This window comes from uncultured Aquitalea sp., from assembly GCF_945957525.1.
Classification (GTDB): domain Bacteria; phylum Pseudomonadota; class Gammaproteobacteria; order Burkholderiales; family Chromobacteriaceae; genus Aquitalea.
Map to the genome: position 1 here is coordinate 109,309 of NZ_CAMFLA010000008.1, position 18,189 is coordinate 127,497.

Below are 18,189 nucleotides of genomic sequence, written 5' to 3' on the forward strand. Positions count from 1 at the left end.
CGTCAGCGACTCAGGTCATTGTCGAACAATGGTCTTGCATTCCGAACACGTATCGGGTCAGAATCGAAGTCCGACATATTAACCTTTCTATATAAGAAGCAAGCATGGCACTCATCGTACAGAAGTACGGCGGTACCTCGATGGGCTCCCCGGAGCGCATCAAGAATGTTGCCCGCCGTGTCGCCAAATGGAAAGCGCAGGGACATGATGTCGTGGTGGTGGTCTCCGCCATGAGTGGAGAAACCAACCGACTGATCGCGCTGGCCAAAGAGATTCAGGATTATCCGGACCCGAGAGAACTCGACGTCATCATTTCTACCGGCGAACAAGTCACCATCGGCCTCTTGGCCATGGCGCTGAAGGAAATTGGCGTTGAGGCGAAGAGCTACTGTGGCTGGCAGGTTCGGGTCACCACCGATGATGCCCACAACAAGGCCCGTATCCAGTCCATCGACGAAGAGGCCATGCGCGGCGATCTGGCGCAAGGTTCCGTCGTAGTTGTCGCCGGTTTCCAAGGCATTGACGAGAACGGCAACATCACGACGCTGGGTCGCGGCGGTTCAGACACTTCCGCCGTGGCGCTTGCCGCCGCGCTGAAGGCTGACGAATGCCAGATTTACACCGACGTTGACGGGGTTTACACCACCGATCCGCGCGTGGTGCCTGAAGCGCGCCGCCTGAAGACCATCACTTTCGAAGAGATGATCGAGATGGCTTCGCTGGGCAGCAAGGTGCTGCAGATCCGTTCGGTGGAATTCGCCGGCAAGTACAAAGTACGACTGCGTGTGCTCTCCAGTTTCGAGGATGAAGGCGAGGGCACGCTGATCACGTTCGAGGAAGATGAAAACATGGAAAAGGCTGTAGTCGCAGGCATCGCATTTGACCGCAATGAAGCACGCATCAACGTCAAGGGCGTGCCGGACAAGCCGGGCATCGCTTACCAGATTCTGGGCCCCATCGCCGATGCCAACATCGAAGTGGACATGATCATCCAGAACGTGGGCGAGAACGGCACCACCGACTTCTCCTTCACTGTGCCGCGCGGCGAGTTCCAGCGCACCCTGTCGATTCTGCGTGAAGTGCAGACCCATATCGGTGCCGCAAAGATCGATGCGGACGATAAGGTCGCCAAGATCTCCATCGTGGGTGTGGGCATGCGCTCGCACTGTGGCGTGGCTTCCACCATGTTCCGTACGCTGGCTGAGGAAGGCATCAACATCCAGATGATTTCTACCTCGGAAATCAAGGTTTCCGTACTGGTGGATGAGAAGTATCTGGAGCTGGGCGTACGCGTTCTGCACAAGGTTTTCGGCCTGGATCAGCCTGCCTGAAAATAATAGGGCAAACGCTTGACAGGGGTCGCTGCCTTGCTTAATATGGCGGCCTCTGAACGGAGAAATGGCCGAGTGGTCGAAGGCACTTCCCTGCTAAGGAAGCATACGGGCTTAAACCTGTATCGAGGGTTCGAATCCCTCTTTCTCCGCCAGACAACGCACCCGTAGCTCAGTTGGATAGAGTATTTGGCTACGAACCAAAGGGTCGGGCGTTCGAATCGCTCCGGGTGCGCCAGCTGTCCCTATAGTTTAGCGGTTAGAACACCGCCCTTTCACGGCGGTAGCCGGGGTTCGATTCCCCGTGGGGACGCCAGGATTAAAGAAAAAAGGCACTGCTTTTGCGGTGCCTTTTTTCTTTTTACGCTTGCCATGCCGCAGCCATGTCATTGTGTGTAGTTTCACTCGCTGGTGTTCTGTTCAAACCCCGTTCTTGTTGCTCCCGTCTTCAATACTGTTTTTTCATTCTTGCCCACGGCCAAGCCGTAAGACCCGCTGCGGCGCACGCTCGCTTGTAATGATTTGTTGTCGCGGAAACGCCGAATATTAAGGCTTAAAGCCACATTAGGCTTTTCCCTAGCTTGACGTTGCTTTGAATTACGTTCATTTTGTGGGAAATTTTCCCTCAAAAGGAATCATGGAAAAAATTGCTGCGTTGCTGCGTCTGGGCAAAAGAGGCGACAAGCTCACCGCCGATATGCGGAGGGATATCGATCAGGCCTTGCAAGGAGTGATGGAGCGGACATTCCTCATGCGGGGAATCAGCCTGATAGGGCGCTGTGCTGATTATGCCTTGGTGGGAACCCGGGTCTTGCGTGCGATCACTGGCGAGCCCTATCAGGCCCGAGCGGGTGGTGGCGTGCTGGATTGCGGGGAAGGGCGCTACTTGCTGATTACCCCGTCGCGTTCGGCGCTAAGAAAAGCGATGGATTTGCAGGATCTGGACGAATATCACTGCTGGATAGAATGCCGGCATCCCAGGCCGCACGGACCCTGGCGCACAGAGCATATCGATTTCACCCTCCGCTACGACGAGGCGGTGGCGCAGCTGTTCGGCCAGCCGTTCGTGACGGAAGGCCGGGAGGCATTTTATTGGGGCTTTGAGGATGAGCGCCCGCCGCTCCCATTGCAGCTTCGCAATCACTCGCTGTTTCAGGGCAGGAGGGGAGGCTGGCTATGGTCGATGCCGGATTGCCAACGTTTGCTCAACAAGTATGCAGCGCGTCATGCTGCATTGTTTGACAAGCTGGCCACCGAAGTCTTGCTGGACCTGGCGATTCTCCGATCAGACCAGAACCCCACACCCGCCAGAACGAAAGACGGCAGTGAGGATCAGGAAGCCCGCATGCGTTGAAGGCAAGCCTGATAGCGGCCCTCCACCCGTTTGGCGAACCATTCTGTGGTGAGCTTGCGGGTGATTTTGGGGCTGACCAGATCAATTTGCGGCAGGCGTTCTCTTGGCTGTTGGCCGAAGCGTTGGTCTGCAAGGACAAATGCCTTGCGATACAGCTCGCTCTGACCAAAGCTGGCGGCTTTTTCCTGTTTCAGGTCTCGCAAGATGTCGGCATCGCGCATGTTCAACTGCGTCGCCAGCTTGCGGGCGGCGCGGTAGGTGCTACTGTCCGCCTTGCCGCCGGTGTAGTCCATCAAGTCACCGTCCAGTGCCAGTTTGCCGCCGCCCAGGCGGGTCAATGCTTGCTGGAAGGCTGCGTTGCGACTGCTGTAGCGGCCGGCGTTGAAGTCAGCAAAACGGTACAGCATGTTGGAATAGGGCGCCGGGTATTGCAGCAGGATGGCGCTGCCGAAATACACGCCGCCCTGACGGGTAAAGACATCGTTGCGAATGCTCTGTCCGGTGCGGTAGGGATAGGGCCAGACTTTTACATGAGCTTCGGCAAACTCAACGCTCACTTGCATGGGACCGCCGGTGCGGATGGGGTTTTTCATGTTCATCGGCAGGCCCAGCTTGCTGGCTTCCGCGGCCATGTCCTCAAACAGCAGGTTCATTTCGCGTTCGGTGCGCAAGTTGTCGATGCGGCTTTTGTAGCTTTGGCCGTTGGGAGAGGTCTTGAGCAGCGCCGCTTTTACTACCGGCAGTGGCACGAGGTATTTATGCGCCCGTTCGCCGATTTTCTCCCAAACGATGGCGGGCAGATTGGGCACGCTGGGGTCGCTTTGCCAGCTGGACTCCTGTTCGATCACCGCGCCGACGGCGCACAGGTTATCCGCGGTGAACGGCAGCTTCAGATAGGTGAAGGCATTGTAGATATCTTCCGTCCAACCCTTGCGGTCGGCGATCTTGGCCGGCAGCATCCGCTCCACCATGGCGCGGGGTGGAACCTCCTGCACGGTGGGCCGTGTCGGAGTCGTTGCTTGCACGGGCACGGGGGGGATGGCTGGTGGGGGCGTGTCTGGCTGTGGTGGCGCTACCGGCACGGGTTCGGGTCTGCTGGATGTGTCGATCGGCGGCGGTGTTGGCGCAGTAGCGCAGGCGGTCAGCAACAGCGAAACCAACAGCAGTGGAGTATGGCGAAGGTTCATGGTCCATCCGGCAACGCGAAAGCCGCATGGTGGTCCAAAAGCCCTGCCGCTGGCAAGGGGCCGGCTGTACTTCAACGGGGTGGTGCCTGTGTTTCCATGGGCGAGTTGCTTTCGCTTTGCAGGCGGAAGCGACGGGTCAGTTTCTGATATACGCCATTGCGCTGAATGGCTTGCAGACCCTGATTAAATTCATTGCGCAGCCGGTCGTTCTTGAAAGCGATGCGATAGGGGATGCGGACAAACAGGTGGTATTCCTTAACCAGTGCCGGTGATTCCAGATAGGTTTGCCGAAGCTTCTGATCCATGCCGGCGAAAATATTGCGATCAGCCACAACAACATCAATGGCGCCGCGATAGAGCAAACGGTTTTGGTCTATTTGATTGGCGGCTTCCGCGTAACGGGGGTTGGCGTTGGCCATGGCGGCGAATTCCGGCCCGAGATACTGGCGAGCCATGGGAAACGCCAGCACCCGGTAACGGGCAAGGTCCGCAATGCTGTCCAGCCGGATGTGGCTGTCGGCCAGCACAATGGCGACATCTTCATAGTGAATGTAAACATCAGAGAAGGCCGCCTTCGGATAGGACTCGGGTAGTACGGTGGCGACGCCGTCGACATCGGTCTGCAGCAAGGCCTTGCCTAGGCGAGGCTGGGATACGGTCAGCGGCTTGAGAAACAGCCCGCGTTCGCTCAGTGCGGCACGGATGATGTCCACCTCCAGACCGGATTGCCCGTCATGGTTGATATAGGGTTCCAGCGATTCGCCAAAGGCGATCCGCACCGTGGTGTCCGCGGCACGGGCGGGGGCCGTGAGCAGTATCAGCGGCAGCAGCGGAAACAGAAGCAGGGTAGGCAGTATGCGCATGAGGAACCTGCGAGCGAGCATGGACAGGACGTGCTTAATCGTCCGACACTATGACACTGAATTCAAGCCGTTCGCGTTGTAACGGATTTGCTCATGATCAAGCCGGGCCGTTTTCAGGCGGCTCCGGCGGCAGGAAGGATTCCCCATGTTGTATCTCTATGCGCCGCAAGAGGCGGACGTCTACCAGGCTTTGCTGTCCCGCGCCATGCCGGGCAGGGAAGTGCGCGTATGGCCGGAGCCTGTGGATGCGGCCTCGGTGCGCTATGCAGTAGTGTGGGGGCCTCCGCCGGGTTTTTTCGCCGGCATGCGCAGGCTGGAGGCCGTATTCGTGCTGGGCGCCGGAGTGGACAAGCTGATGGCCCGCGACGATCTGCCATCGTCTGTCGCCGTGGTACGGCTGACGGATGCCGGCATGGCGCAGCAGATGCTGGAGTATGCCTTGTACGGGGTGCTGCATGCGCAACGGCGCATGGGCGAGTACCAGCATCAGCAGTCTGCGGCCCAGTGGCGGCCATTGCCGGCACGCCTTGCGTCGCAAACCCGCATCGGGGTGCTGGGTCTGGGTGAGATCGGCGGCAAGGTGGCGATGGGGCTGGCCACGCTGGGTTATCGGGTGCGGGGGTGGAGTCGCAGCGGCAAGCCCCTGGAGGGCGTTGCGGCCTGTAAGGGGGAAACCGGCCTGGAGGATCTGCTGGCCGATAGCGACATCCTGCTGAATATCCTGCCGGCAACGGCCGATACGCGTGGTTTGCTGAATGAACGCCGACTGCAAGGTTTGCCGAAGGGGGCCTTCATCATCAATGCCGGCCGGGGCGAGCAGCTGGATCAGAATGCCGTGCTGGGCTTGCTGGAACGCGGCCACCTGGCAGGCGCCCTGCTGGATGTGTTCAGTGAGGAACCGCTGCCCGTCTCTCATCCGCTCTGGCGGCACCCGGCCGTGCTGGTGACGCCGCATATCGCCGCCATGACATTGCCGGAGGAGGCGGTCTCTCAAATCACCGCCAATCTGGCGGCGCTGGTGCGTGGAGAAAAGCCCGCCGGGCTGGTGGAGCGGGCCCGGGGTTATTGAGCCGGCAGATAGGGCAGCGGGTCGATGGCCTGGCCCTGGTGCCGCAGCTCGAAGTGCAACTGGTCGCGGGTGGCGCCGGTGCGGCCGAGGGTGGCGATGGTGTCGCCGGCCTTGACGCTTTGGCCCTCCTTCACCAGCAGATTCTGATTATGGGCGTAGGCGGTGAGGTAATCGTTGTTGTGCTTGATGATCAGCAGGTTGCCGTAGGCGCGTATGCCTTTGCCCGCGTAGGCCACCTTGCCGTCGGCGGCTGCCTTGACCGGGCTGCCGGCGGCGCCGCCGATGTCTATCCCCTTGCTGCGGCTGCCGTCGTAGCGCGACAGCAGTTTGCCTTGCGCCGGCCATTGCAGCGAAATGGCGACCGGTGGTTTGCGGCTGGGTGCGGGCGTTGGTGCTTCCTTGCGCGGTGCGGGGGGCTGTTTGCCGCTGCTGGCCGAGGCCGTTGCGGCTGGTGGCCGGATGCGCAACAGTTGTCCCGCTTCGATGCTGGACGCGTCTTTCAGCCCGTTCCAGCGCGTCAGATTGCCGACGCTTTGTTTATTGTTGAGCGCGATGCGGTAGAGCGTGTCGCCCGGTTGCACGCGATAGAAACCATCGGGTGCGGGCGGATAGGAGGGCGCGCTGCTGCAAGCGGCAAGGCCGCAAAGCAGCATGGCGGACAAAAAGCGGCGCAAAGTCATGCGGGTCATTCTAGCATTGACCGGGCAAGGCTTCCGAGCCAGGACGGAGACAATCGGTTTGGAAGAGTGCCTTCGGCCAACTAAGCTGAAACCTCCCCCACCGCATCAGGAGTCCGTCATGTCAGACAAACCCTTCGCGCCGCAATACTTTCCCTACGCCGTTGAGGTCAAGGCGGGGCAGGACTACTGGTGGTGTGCCTGTGGCCAGAGCAACAGCCAGCCGTTTTGCGACGGTTCGCACAAAGGGTCGGATTTTTCGCCGGTAAAGTACACGGCGGAGCAGAGCGGCACGGTCTATTTCTGTGGTTGCAAACGCACGGCAGGCCAGCCCTTATGCGATGGTACTCACAGTCAGGACGAGTGAGCCCTTCGGCCAACCTTGGGCCTTGAAACAAAAATAAAACCCCGGCCACGCCGGGGTTTTGTTTTGCTGCGGCAGCGGCGGATCAGCGGCGGATCAGCGGGTGATCGGCTTGTAGCGGATACGCTTGGGCTTGGCGCCTTCTTCGCCCAGGCGTTTTTTCTTGTCGGCTTCGTATTCCTGATAGTTGCCGTCGAAGAAGGTCCATTGCGATTCGCCTTCCGCCGCCAGAATGTGGGTGGCGATACGGTCGAGGAACCAGCGGTCGTGGGAGATCACGAACACGGTGCCGGCGTATTCCAGCAGGGCGTCTTCCAGTGCGCGCAGGGTTTCCACGTCAAGGTCGTTTGACGGTTCGTCCAGCAGCAATACGTTGCCGCCCTTAAGCAGGGTCTTGGCCAGGTGCAGACGGCCGCGTTCGCCGCCGGACAGCATGCCGACCTTTTTCTGCTGGTCCGCGCCCTTGAAGTTGAAGCGGCCAAGATAAGCGCGGCTGGACATTTCAAACTTGCCCACCGTGAGGATGTCCGCGCCAGCGGCCACGTCTTCGAAGACGGTCTTCTCGCCGTCCAGGCCTTCGCGGCTTTGCTCGACGAAGGCCATTTGCACGGTCTGGCCGATCTTCACGCTGCCGCTGTCCGGTTGCTCCTTGCCGGCGATCATCTTGAACAGCGTGGACTTGCCGGCGCCGTTGGGGCCGATGATGCCGACGATGGCGCCCGGCGGGGCCTTGAAGCTGAGGTTGTCGATCAGCAGGCGATCGCCGAAGCCTTTGGAAACGTTGTCGAACTCGATCACTTCATTGCCCAGGCGTTCGGCCACGGGAATGAAGATTTCCTGGGTTTCGTTGCGCTTTTGGGTTTCGTAGCTGGACAGTTCTTCGAAGCGGGCGATACGCGCCTTGGATTTGGCCTGACGGCCCTTGGGGTTCTGACGCACCCATTCCAGTTCCAGCTTCATGGCTTTCTGGCGGGCGGCTTCGCCACGGGCTTCCTGCGCCAGACGGGCTTCCTTCTGCTCTAGCCAGCCGGAGTAGTTGCCTTTCCAGGGAATGCCTTCGCCGCGGTCCAGTTCCAGAATCCATTCGGCGGCGTTGTCGAGGAAGTAACGATCGTGGGTAACGGCCACCACGGTGCCGGGGAAGCGCACCAGGAATTGCTCCAGCCATTCGACCGATTCGGCGTCCAGGTGGTTGGTGGGTTCGTCCAGCAACAGCATGTCGGGCTTGGAAAGCAGCAGTTTGCACAACGCCACGCGACGTTTCTCACCACCGGACAGGGGGCCGATTTTGGCGTCCCAAGGAGGAAGGCGCAGCGCGTCGGCGGCCAGCTCCAGTTGCAGTTCGACATTGTCGCCGGCGCCGGCGGATATGATGGCTTCAAGGCGGGCCTGTTCTTCCGCCAGGGCGTCAAAGTCGGCATCCGGGTCGGCGTAGGCGGCGTAAACCTCTTCCAGGCGCTTTTGCGCGCCCATCACTTCGCCCATGCCGCTTTCCACTTCTTCGCGCACGGTCTTTTCCGCGTCCAACTGCGGCTCTTGCGGCAGGTAGCCGATATTGAGGTTGGGCTGCCATTGCACTTCGCCGTCGTATTCTTTTTCCACCCCGGCCATGATTTTCAGCACGGTGGATTTACCCGCGCCGTTCAGACCCAGCAGGCCGATTTTCGCGCCGGGGAAGAAGGACAGGGAAATGTCCTTGATGATCTGGCGCTTGGGCGGCACCACCTTGCTCACGCGGAGCATCGACATCACGTATTGAGCCATGACTTATCCATTGCATTCGTTAACCGGCTGATTCTACCAAAAGCGGCAGTCGGGGGCAGCCTGCTACCAGACCAGCGCGAAGATGGCGGTGGCCAGCATGGCAAAAGCGCAGCCGATTTTGGCGACGGTGCCGATCAGAAAACCGATCAGTGTGCCCAATCCCACTTTGCCGGCCTGAAAGGCATCGCGGCGGGCGAGAAACTCGCCGATCATCGCGCCCAGCAAGGGGCCGATGATGACGCCGACAAGACCCATGAAAATACCCGCCAGACTACCGATGAAGGCGCCCCATAGGGCTTGTCGGCTGGCGCCGGTCAGTTTGGCGCCGAGCAGTCCGGCAATAAAGTCCACGGCCATGCCCAGGCAGGTGATGAGCGCCAGAATGGTGAGTGAAAGGCTGCCCAGATGCTGGAAGTTGTCCAGCCAGCCCAAGAGCAGGAAGCCGCCCATCATCAGCGGCAGGCCGGGCAGGGCGGGGAAAAGCGTGCCGGCAAGGCCGATCAGCAGCATCAACCCGGCAAGGGCATATCCAAGAGCTTCCATAGGTCTATTCCTGAATGAAGATCCGCTAACAACACCCCTGCTCCTGCGTTGCGTCGCCTTGTCGTGCTGCCTGCATCGGCGCGTCGTGGCTCAGGGTTTCTGCGAGGTGTAGTCAGCGACTATTAAGAAGACGAGAACCTGTTCGCAAGTGGAGGCATGGCGGCCAGGTCGCGCGAACAGGCTGCAGCCTCATAAGAAAGCGGCCATCCGAGGAGAGTTCCATCGGATGGCCGCCAGGCTTGAGTCAGAGCTTGGCCGAAGGCCGGATGCCGCTGTCAGCGGGCGTACTCTTCCAGTAAGATCATCTGCGCGCACTGGTCCTTGCCGCGGCTGCTATGGCGTTTGTAGCTGCCGTCCGCCTGCATGTCCCAAGCATTGACGTTGTCCTCCAGATACAGCTTAAGCGCTTCCTTGATCACGCGGCGCTTGATTTTGGGATCAAGGATGGGCACGCAGGTTTCGATACGGCGGAACAGATTGCGCCCCATCCAGTCCGCGCTGGCGATGAAGACGTTTTCTTCACCATCGTTGCGGAAGTAATAGACGCGGGGGTGTTCCAGAAAGCGACCCACCACCGAGCGCACGGTGATGTTGTCAGACAGGCCCTGCACGCCGGGGCGCAAGGCGCAGACGCCCCGCACGATCAGCTGGATTTTTACGCCGGCCTGGCTGGCGCGGTAGAGCGCGTGGATCACTTGCGGCTCCAGCAGCGCGTTCATCTTGCCGATGATCTGCGCCGGCTTGCCCTGCTGGGCGTGCTCCACTTCGCGCTCGATGGCTTCCAGCAGCATGCTGTGCAGCGAGAACGGGCTTTGGAACAGCTGTTTGAGCTGGCTGGCGCGCCCAAGGCCGGTGAGTTGCACGAAGATGTCGTTGACGTCGCTGGCGATTTCTTCGTTGCAGGTCAGCAGGCCGAAGTCTGTATAGAAGCGGGCTGTGCGCGGGTGATAGTTGCCGGTGCCCAGGTGCACATAGTGGCGCAAGCCGTGTTCTTCGCGGCGGATCACCATTAGCATCTTGGCATGCACCTTGTAGCCGAACACGCCGTACACCACGTGGGCGCCTGCGTCTTCCAGCCGGCTGGCCCAGCTGATGTTGGCTTCTTCGTCGAAGCGCGCCATCAGCTCCAGTACCACGGTTACCTGCTTGCCGGCGCGGGCGGCGGCAATGAGCGATTCCATCAGCACAGAGTCGGTGCCGGTGCGATAGACGGTCATCTTGATGGCCACCACCTGCGGGTCGGTAGCCGCCAGGTTCAGCATGTCGATGACGGGCTGAAAGCTCTGGAAGGGGTGGTGCAAAAGGATGTCGCTCTTGCGGATGGCGTCGAACAGGGGGAGTTTCTTGTTCAGCGCATCCGGCAGCGAAGGCAGGAAGGGCAGGAATTTCAGATCCGGACGATCCACCAGATCCGGCACCTGCATCAGGCGTACCAGATTCACCGGGCCGTTGACGCGGTAAACGTCCTTCTTTTGCAGGTTGAACTGGGTGAGCAGAAATTCTTCCATGTGCGCCGGGCAGGTGTCGGCGATTTCCAGCCGCACCGCGTCGCCGAACTGGCGCTGTCGCAATTCGCCCTGCAGGGCGGTGCGCAGGTTTTTCAGGTCTTCGTCTTCCACTGTCAGTTCGCTGTCGCGGGTGACGCGGAACTGGTAGCAGCCCTTCACTGTCATGCCGAGGAACAGCTCATGCACATGCGAGTGCAGGATGGAGGAGAGGAATACGAAGGTGTGCGGATGGCCGCCGCATACTTCCGGCGGTACCTTGATCACGCGCGGCAGGATGCGAGGCGCCTGCACGATGGCGATGCCGGACTGTCGGCCGAAGGCGTCGCGTCCATCCAGCTCCACCGCGAAGTTGAGCGACTTGTTCAACACCTTGGGGAAGGGGTGCGACGGGTCCAGACCGATGGGGGTCAGGATGGGCTTGAGTTCGTTGGCGAAGAAGTTTTTCACCCACTCTTGCTGCTGCTCGGTCCATTCGTTGCGGCGCAGGAAGACGATGCCTTCTTGGCGCAGCGCCGGGAACAGCACATCGCTCATGATGGCGTACTGGCGGCGCACCAGCTCATGACTGGCGGTGGATACTTGATCCAGTACATGCAAAGGCGTGGCGCCATCGGCCAGGATGCGGTCCGGTGTCAGCTGGGCGGTTTCCTTCAGCCAGGCGATGCGCACCTCGAAGAACTCATCCAGATTCGACGATACGATGCACAGATACTTGAGGCGCTCCAGCAGCGGCAGGCTGGCGTCTTCGGCCTGGGCCAGTACGCGCTTGTTGAATTCGATCTGGCCCAGTTCGCGGTTCAGCAGCAACTCGTGGGTTTGTGACATACGTTGATCTTGCCCAAAAACGGATTGCGATAAAAAAGCCCTCGCAAGGAGGGCTTGGTTCGATGAATCAGGCTTGCGGCGGCGTGTAGCCCGCCGGCGCTTCGGCGCCTTGGCCGAAGAAGTACGCTTCCATTTGCGACGCCAGATATTGGCGGGCGCGGGCATCGGCAAGGCTGAGACGGTTTTCATTGATCAGCATGGTCTGATAACGCAGCCAGCCTTGCCATGCTTCTTTGGAGACGTTTTCGAATACGCGCTTGCCGAGTTCGCCCGGCAGCGGCGGGAAGTCGAGGCCCTCCGCCTCGCGACCCAATTTCACGCAATTGACAGTTCTTGTCATTGCCATTCCTTGCAAAATGGTGGACTGAATTTACTTCAGTATTGTGTCACAGTCATGACAGCCTTCCAACCTTGGCGGCGGCGTGGAAAAGCGCGGCTCACAGCGGCTTGACGAAGATTTTCGAGCGCCGCTGGTGGTTGTAGAAGGCCTGTTTCGCCATGGGCAGTGTGGCCCGGTCCGCTTCGGCAAACCCACGTTCGATGAACCAGTGGGCAGTTTGCGTAGTGAGTACAAACAAGGCTTTCAGGCCTTGGGTGCGCGCCTTGTATTCCACATGGTGCAGCAGAGACTCGCCAAAGCCGTGCTCGCGTTTTTCCGACGACACCGCCAGGCAGGCCAGTTCGGCCATGCCGGCTTCTGGAAAGGGATGCATGGCGACGCAGCCGTAGATCTTGCCATCGTGCTCCAGTACGGAGTAGCGGGCGATGTCCATTTCCAGGTGCTCGCGGCTGCGTCTGACCAGAATGCCTTTTTCTTCCAGCGGGCGGACAATGTTGAGAATCGAGCCGATGTCGTCGATGGTGGCGGTGCGCACTTTTACCAGCGCGTCGCGCGCGATCATGGTGCCGGTGCCGCCACTGGTGAAGAGCTCGCTCAGCAGCGAACCGTCTTCATGATGGCTGACCAGATGCGCGCGGGGAATGCCGTCGCGGGTGGCCTTGACGGCGTAGGGCAGGTAGGCGGTGACATCGCGCTGCAAATGGCCGGCCTTGAGCAGGTTTTCCGCTTGCTGGGCGGTGAGCGTGCTGACGAACTCGCCTTCCGGATTGACCACGCCACGACCTTCGATGACGAAAATCAGTTTTTCGGCCTTCAATGCGGAAGCCAGCTGTGCCGCCATTTCTTCCATGGTGAGGTTGAAGGCTTCGCCGGTCAGCGAGAATCCCACCGGGGAGAGCAGCACCAGTTCGCCGGCTTCCAGCCGGGTTCGAATGGCTTCTGTGTCGATGCGGCGCACTTGACCCGTGTATTGCATGTCCACGCCGTCCAGCACGCCCAGCGGCTGGGCCGTGATGAAGTTGCCGCCCGCCACGCGCAGATGCGCGCCGTGCATCGGCGAGTTGTGCATGCCCATGGACAGCTGCGCTTCAATTTCGTAGCGGGTGGCGCCGGCCGCCTGCTTGACGATGTCCATGGTGTTGGCGTCGGTCACTCGTCGGTCGCTGTGGAACATTCTGGCGATGCCGAAGCGTTTGAGCAGCGCTTCGATCTGCGGCCGTATGCCGTGCACCAGCACCACGCGCACCCCCAGGCTGACCAGCAGGTTGATATCCTGCGACAGCTTGCTGAAGCCGCCTTCCATCACAGCCTCGCCGCTGACGGCGAGGACAAAGGTTTTGCCACGGAAGGCATTAATGTAAGGGGCGGCTTCCCGGAATGAGAGGACGAACTCCCGGTTCAACATCTTGCGGTGAACTCCTGCGAGAAGGAATAAGGAAAACCAAGCGTCAAGCCTAGCAGGAATGACGCCAGAATGGCAGAAAAACCGGGTTGGGCCGAATGAGAAAGCCCGTCCTGGCAGGGCGGGGACGGGCTTGGGCAGCGTTCGACTCAGTTGGCTGGCTTGGTGATGATTTGCTGAACCTTGAGGATGTTCAACGCCTGGGACAGCTGGTAGTCGTTTTTCGGGTTGGGTTCGCGCGGATTGTCCGGTTTGGCGTTCTTGTCCTCCGGCTTGGGCGACGCCGGGGCCGCAGGCGGAACCACCGCCGGGGCTGCCGGTTTCACCGCTGCGGGCTTGGCGGCCTTGGCCGGGCTTTCATCGCCGTTGGGATTGGACAAGTGGTTTTCCAGATCAACTTCGCGCACGCGCAAGGCCTGCTCCGCCGCTGTCAGGGTGGCGTCTTCCACCACCACGTCGGGCACAATGCCCTTGGCCTGGATGGAGCGACCGCTCGGGGTGAAGTAACGCGCGGTGGTCAGCTTGATGCCGCCGGCGTTGCCCAGCGGCAGGATGGACTGTACCGAGCCTTTGCCGAAGGTTTGCGTACCCACCAGCACAGCGCGTTTGTGATCCTGTAGCGCGCCGGCCACGATTTCGGAAGCGGAGGCCGAGCCACCGTTGACCAGCACTACCAGCGGCACCTGATGGGTGGCATCAGGCAGCTTGGCCAGCGGGTCGGCAACGCCGGGGCGATTGTAGTTTTGCAGATTCGCGGTAAGGCGCATCTTGGCGTCGGCGGTGCGGCCCTCGGTGTACACCACCAGCGCATCCTTGGGCAGGAAGGCGGCGGAGACGCCCACGGCGCTGGTCAGCAGACCGCCCGGATCGTCGCGCAGGTCAAGCACCAGGCCTTTGAGCGGGGCTTTGTTTTCCTTGTACATCGCGGCTACGCCATCGGCGAGATTCTCGATGGTGTGTTCCTGGAACTGGGTAATGCGCACATAGCCGTAGCCCGGTTCCAGCAGCTTGTATTTGACGCTCTTGGTCTTGATGACGGCGCGGGTGATGGGGATTACCAGCGGCTTGGTCTCGGTCTTGCGAGCGATGGTCAGCGTCACCTTGGTGCCCGGCTTGCCGCGCATGCGCTTGACGGCGTCGGTGAGGCTAAGGCCGCGCACCGGCGTGTCGTCGATCTTGACGATCAGGTCGCCGCTCTTCACGCCGGCCTTCTGCGCCGGCGTGTCTTCGATGGGCGCCACCACCTTCACCAGGCCGTCTTCTGCGCCGATCTCGATGCCGAGTCCGCCGAATTCGCCCTGCGTGCCTTCCTTCAGCTCCTTGAAGGCCTCAGCGTCCATGTAGTCCGAGTGCGGGTCGAGGCCAGTCAGCATGCCTTTGATGGCTTCGTTGATCAGCTTCTTGTCGTCGACCGGCTCGACATAGTCCTGCTTGATGCGGCCGAACACTTCGGCGAACGTGCGCAGTTCGTTCAGTGGCAGAACGGTGGGTTCTTTGTCGGCGAAGGCCTGTACGCTCAGGGTGAGCGCCGCGCCGGCAAAAGCGCCGGCGCACAGCCAGGCCAGTTTCTTCATGCGTTGACTAGTCATGTTGAATGTTGGTCTCCGGGGCCTGTGTTAGCGTACCCAGGCTTGCGGGTTGAGAGGTCGTCCCATGTGTCGGATTTCAAAGTACAGGCCGGCTTCGCCGCTGTCCAGTGCTCCCGTGCTGCCGATGCTGTCGCCGGCCTTGACGCTGCTGCCGTTGGCGCGGCCGATAGCCGACAATCCGGTATACACGGTCATGTAGTTGCCGCCGTGGTCAATGATGACAGCGTTGCCGAATCCGCGCAGCGCATCGGCGTAAACCACGGTGCCGTCCGCCACGGCGCGCACGGGTTGGCCGGCGGCGGTGCGGATGAAGACGCCCTTCCAGGAGGTGCCTTCGCTGCGCGCTGCGCCAAAGCGACCGGCCAGCTGGCCGGCCACCGGCATTTTCATGCGGCCTTGCAGGCTGGCGAACGCTTTACCGGCCGCGCTGGTGTCCGCCACATCGTCAACGGTTTTGTCTTCCGGCACCGGTACTTGCTTTTTGGCTACTTCAGGCACCGGTTTGCCTTGTTTCTTGGCGCTTTCGGCCAACTTGCGGCGACGCTCGTTTTCCTTGCGGGCGGCCAGTTGTTTGGCTTTGCGCTCTTCCGCCGCCTTGCGTTCGGCTTCCTTGCGGCGGCGTTCGATTTCCTTGTTGATCTGGGCGATCAGGCTGGTAAGGCGTTTCTCGTCTTCCTGCAGTTTGGTAAGCCGGCTCTGGCCAGCCTGGATGTCGGAGGTCAGTTTGCTGACTTGCTGCTGCTGGGCGCTTTTGCTTTGCACCAGCGCGTTCTTCTCTTTGCTTTTGTTGTTGGACAGTTTGTCCAGGCGGGACAGTTCTTGCTCCAGCTGGAAAGACAAGGCTTCCAGTTCGTGCTGGTGGGTGATCAGTTGCGCCACCAGTTGTTGCTGGGCTTGCGCGATATGCTGGTAGTACACCAGATCGCGCGAGGTTTGATTGGGGTCGTCGTGGTTGAGCATGAGCTTCATCGCGTCATGCTCGCCGTTCTTGTATTGACGCGCCAGCATCTGGCCGACCCGCTGACGGGTTTCTGCCAGTTTGTGCTGGGTGGCCTGCACCTGCGCTTTGAGCTCGGCAAGTTGCTGGGCGGAGGCGCTCTGCTTGTTTTCCAGCGTGGCCAGCGCGGCATTGGTGCGGGCGATGGCCTGTTCCGATTCCTTGATGGCCGACTTGGCTTCCTGCTGCACCGCTTGTTTCTGCGCGAGGTCTTTTTTCAGGCTGTCGATTTCCTTGCGCACCGATTGCAGGTTCTGCTGTTGCGGCGCAGTAGACAGTGCGGTGGATGCGGAAGGCGTGGCCGCCTGGGCCAGGCCGGAAACAAGGGCGATCAACAAATACGGTTTCATGCCATTCCCGGGCAAAAGGGTGAAACGATGGAAGGGCAGGACGGGCCTGCCCTTTATGCATGCCGACTGCCGTATCAGGCGAAGCGGATCAAGGAGCGACCCGTCATTTCCGCCGGTTGCGGCAAGCCCATCATGGCCAGCAGCGAAGGCGCGATGTCGCGCAATGCGCCGCCTTCTTCTATGGTCGCCTTTCGGCCAACGTAGAGGAAAGGCACTTTGTCCAGCGTATGCTGGGTGTGGGGCTGGTGGTGCACAGAGTCGTACATTTGCTCGCAGTTCCCGTGGTCGGCTGTGATGATGACTTCGCCGCCGGCGGCGCGCATGGCTTGCACGCAACGATCCACGCAGTGATCCAGTGCTTCCACCGCCTTGACGGCCGCCGCGAAGTTGCCGGTGTGGCCCACCATGTCGCCGTTGGCGTAGTTGCAGATGATGGCGTGGTATTTGCCGGAACCGATGGCTTCGACGATATGGTCGGTAACCTGCTCCGCGCTCATTTCCGGCTGCAGGTCGTAGGTGGCCACCTTGGGCGACGGCACCAAGATGCGGTCTTCGCCCGGGTAAACCTGCTCTTCGCCGCCGTTGAAGAAGTAAGTGACGTGCGGGTACTTTTCGGTTTCGGCGATGCGCAACTGGTTCAGGCCCAGCGATGCGAGGTATTCGCCGAAGCCGTTGCTGATTTTCTGCGGCGGGTAGGCTACCGGGTTGCTGTAGGCCTCGCCGTAAGAGGTGAGGGTGGCGAACAGCGACAGCTTGGGTTGGCGCGCGGCAAAGCCGTTGAAAGCCGGGTCGGTGAGGGCGCTGCTGAGTTGGCGGGCGCGGTCGGCGCGGAAGTTCATGAACACCACCACATCGCCATCCTGCATCGAGGCCTTGTCGCCGATGGCGGTGGCGGAGACAAATTCGTCGTTTTCCTCACGGGCATAGGCGGCGGCCAGCGCGGCCAGGCCGCTGTCGGCGTGATGCAGGCCTTCGCCCTCCACTAGCAAACGGTAAGCCGGTTCTACGCGCTCCCAGCGCTTATCGCGGTCCATGGCCCAGTAGCGGCCGGTGACGCCGACCAGACGCGCGTTCGGGCAGTCGGCCAGCACGGCGTCCAGGCGCTTCAGATAGAGCTCGGCGCTGCGCGGCGGCGTGTCCCGGCCATCCAGGAAAGCATGTACGAGAATGCGGGGCACGCCTGCGGCCTGAGCGGCGCGGATCAGGGCGTGGATATGGTTTTCATGGCTGTGCACGCCGCCGTCGGACAGCAGGCCCATGATGTGCAGCGTACCGTTGGCCGAAGCGGCGATGGCTTGCTGCAAAACGGGGTTCTTGGCGAAGTCGCCGGACTCGATATCGCAGTCGATGCGACTGATGTCTTGTTGGACAATCCGTCCAGCACCGATATTCAAATGCCCCACTTCCGAGTTGCCGAACTGGCCGCCGGGGAGGCCGACAAAGCCCTCGGAAGCATCGATCACGCCATAGGGGAAATCCTTGCACAGCTTGCGCCAGACGGGCATTTCGGCGTGGAGGATGGCGTTGTCGTCGCCTTCGAGACGATGGCCGAAGCCATCAAGGATGAGGAGTAATACCGGTGTAATGGGGTTCATGATGTCCACAATCAGAATATTAGAAATTCTTGATAATGTTGATTTTTTTCAGTACCATTGTACCGTAGTCAAACCAATATAAATACGAATTACTATCTTAGGAGCGAAGCTTGCTGTTCAACGACGATCAGATCGAGCAGACATCGCGGGCCATGAAGGCCATGTCGCATCCGCTGCGTCTGAAGATCATTTCGGTTCTGGGGGACCAGGAAGTGAGTGTGCAAGACATTGTTGAACAAGTCGGCACCTCGCAGAGCAACATCTCCCAGCATTTGGCCATCATGCGCGACAAGGGCGTGCTGCGCACCCGCAAGGACGCCAACCGCGTTTACTACCGGGTGGGCGATATCCGCACACTGGAAGTGCTGAAGATGATGCGCGAAGTGTTCTGTGGTTTTGTCGATTGACAGGATCGCCAGCTCGAAAATATG

General features: G+C 60.5%; 17 protein-coding genes and 3 tRNA genes. 8 read left to right on the forward strand and 12 right to left on the reverse strand.

Annotated features, from left to right (window positions below):
* The first annotated feature begins 104 nt into the window (after positions 1-104).
* The 4 genes from Q0P52_RS09675 (at position 105) to Q0P52_RS09690 (ending at position 1,647) form a co-directional block, all read left to right on the forward strand.
* Positions 105-1,331: an aspartate kinase gene (locus Q0P52_RS09675; protein WP_293761260.1), complete on the forward strand. Its 1,227-nt coding sequence runs from the start codon at positions 105-107 to the stop codon at positions 1,329-1,331.
* 61 nt (positions 1,332-1,392) lie between these two features.
* A tRNA-Ser gene (locus tag Q0P52_RS09680) sits at positions 1,393-1,486 on the forward strand.
* A gap of 6 nt (positions 1,487-1,492) precedes the next feature.
* Positions 1,493-1,569: transfer RNA gene (locus tag Q0P52_RS09685), tRNA-Arg, on the forward strand.
* 3 nt (positions 1,570-1,572) lie between these two features.
* A tRNA-Glu gene (locus Q0P52_RS09690) sits at positions 1,573-1,647 on the forward strand.
* An 85-nt stretch (positions 1,648-1,732) separates the two neighbouring features.
* Here Q0P52_RS09690 and Q0P52_RS09695 read toward each other — a convergent pair.
* Positions 1,733-1,960 (reverse strand): hypothetical protein, encoded by a 228-nt coding sequence (locus Q0P52_RS09695; RefSeq protein ID WP_293761263.1) that lies wholly within the window; start codon positions 1,958-1,960, stop codon positions 1,733-1,735.
* Between the two features lie 8 nt (positions 1,961-1,968).
* Here Q0P52_RS09695 and Q0P52_RS09700 point away from each other — a divergent pair, with 8 nt between their 5' ends.
* Complete coding sequence (locus Q0P52_RS09700) at positions 1,969-2,685, forward strand: hypothetical protein (protein ID WP_293761266.1); 717 nt, start codon at positions 1,969-1,971, stop codon at positions 2,683-2,685.
* Here Q0P52_RS09700 and Q0P52_RS09705 read toward each other — a convergent pair.
* Entirely contained in the window at positions 2,664-3,680 is a 1,017-nt protein-coding gene (locus Q0P52_RS09705; protein ID WP_293761269.1) for a DUF1615 domain-containing protein, read from the reverse strand. The two genes, Q0P52_RS09700 and Q0P52_RS09705, sit on opposite strands and share 22 nt — an antisense overlap.
* A 263-nt stretch (positions 3,681-3,943) precedes the next feature.
* Positions 3,944-4,735 carry a transporter substrate-binding domain-containing protein gene (locus Q0P52_RS09710; protein ID WP_293761271.1) on the reverse strand — a complete coding sequence of 264 codons (792 nt, stop codon included), beginning with the start codon at positions 4,733-4,735 and terminating at the stop codon, positions 3,944-3,946.
* A 145-nt stretch (positions 4,736-4,880) separates the two neighbouring features.
* Here Q0P52_RS09710 and Q0P52_RS09715 point away from each other — a divergent pair, with 145 nt between their 5' ends.
* Complete coding sequence (locus tag Q0P52_RS09715) at positions 4,881-5,804, forward strand: glyoxylate/hydroxypyruvate reductase A (RefSeq protein WP_293761274.1); 924 nt, start codon at positions 4,881-4,883, stop codon at positions 5,802-5,804.
* Here the strand turns inward: Q0P52_RS09715 and Q0P52_RS09720 are convergent.
* Complete coding sequence (locus Q0P52_RS09720) at positions 5,798-6,493, reverse strand: peptidoglycan DD-metalloendopeptidase family protein (RefSeq protein WP_293761277.1); 696 nt, start codon at positions 6,491-6,493, stop codon at positions 5,798-5,800. The genes Q0P52_RS09715 and Q0P52_RS09720 overlap by 7 nt on opposite strands.
* Positions 6,494-6,602: 109 nt before the next feature.
* Between Q0P52_RS09720 and Q0P52_RS09725 the strand changes: the two genes are divergently transcribed.
* The gene (locus Q0P52_RS09725; RefSeq protein WP_293761280.1) at positions 6,603-6,848 is read left to right on the forward strand and encodes a CDGSH iron-sulfur domain-containing protein; all 246 of its coding nucleotides are present in this window, start codon (positions 6,603-6,605) and stop codon (positions 6,846-6,848) included.
* A 93-nt stretch (positions 6,849-6,941) separates the two neighbouring features.
* On the opposite strand, the gene ettA is transcribed toward Q0P52_RS09725, so the two are convergent.
* The 8 genes from ettA to gpmI form a co-directional block, all read right to left on the reverse strand.
* A complete protein-coding gene (gene ettA, locus Q0P52_RS09730) occupies positions 6,942-8,609 on the reverse strand; it encodes an energy-dependent translational throttle protein EttA (protein WP_293761283.1) in 1,668 nt (555 codons plus the stop codon).
* A gap of 63 nt (positions 8,610-8,672) precedes the next feature.
* Positions 8,673-9,152 carry a DUF456 family protein gene (locus Q0P52_RS09735; protein ID WP_293761286.1) on the reverse strand — a complete coding sequence of 160 codons (480 nt, stop codon included), beginning with the start codon at positions 9,150-9,152 and terminating at the stop codon, positions 8,673-8,675.
* Between the two features lie 275 nt (positions 9,153-9,427).
* A complete protein-coding gene (gene ppk1, locus Q0P52_RS09740; protein WP_293761289.1) occupies positions 9,428-11,485 on the reverse strand; it encodes a polyphosphate kinase 1 in 2,058 nt (685 codons plus the stop codon).
* A gap of 67 nt (positions 11,486-11,552) precedes the next feature.
* Complete coding sequence (locus Q0P52_RS09745) at positions 11,553-11,825, reverse strand: oxidative damage protection protein (RefSeq protein ID WP_293761292.1); 273 nt, start codon at positions 11,823-11,825, stop codon at positions 11,553-11,555.
* A 97-nt stretch (positions 11,826-11,922) separates the two neighbouring features.
* Positions 11,923-13,230 (reverse strand): amino-acid N-acetyltransferase, encoded by a 1,308-nt coding sequence (argA, locus tag Q0P52_RS09750; RefSeq protein ID WP_293761296.1) that lies wholly within the window; start codon positions 13,228-13,230, stop codon positions 11,923-11,925.
* 146 nt (positions 13,231-13,376) lie between these two features.
* On the reverse strand, positions 13,377-14,816 hold the full coding sequence (locus tag Q0P52_RS09755) for a S41 family peptidase (RefSeq protein ID WP_293761299.1): 1,440 nt from the start codon (positions 14,814-14,816) through the stop codon (positions 13,377-13,379).
* A 27-nt stretch (positions 14,817-14,843) separates the two neighbouring features.
* Complete coding sequence (locus Q0P52_RS09760; protein ID WP_293761302.1) at positions 14,844-16,163, reverse strand: peptidoglycan DD-metalloendopeptidase family protein; 1,320 nt, start codon at positions 16,161-16,163, stop codon at positions 14,844-14,846.
* Positions 16,164-16,237: 74 nt separating this feature from the next.
* Positions 16,238-17,758, reverse strand: a complete 1,521-nt coding sequence (gpmI, locus tag Q0P52_RS09765; protein WP_293761305.1) for a 2,3-bisphosphoglycerate-independent phosphoglycerate mutase — start codon at positions 17,756-17,758, stop codon at positions 16,238-16,240.
* A 110-nt stretch (positions 17,759-17,868) separates the two neighbouring features.
* Here gpmI and Q0P52_RS09770 point away from each other — a divergent pair, with 110 nt between their 5' ends.
* Complete coding sequence (locus Q0P52_RS09770) at positions 17,869-18,165, forward strand: metalloregulator ArsR/SmtB family transcription factor (RefSeq protein WP_293761308.1); 297 nt, start codon at positions 17,869-17,871, stop codon at positions 18,163-18,165.
* The last annotated feature ends 24 nt before the right edge of the window (positions 18,166-18,189 follow it).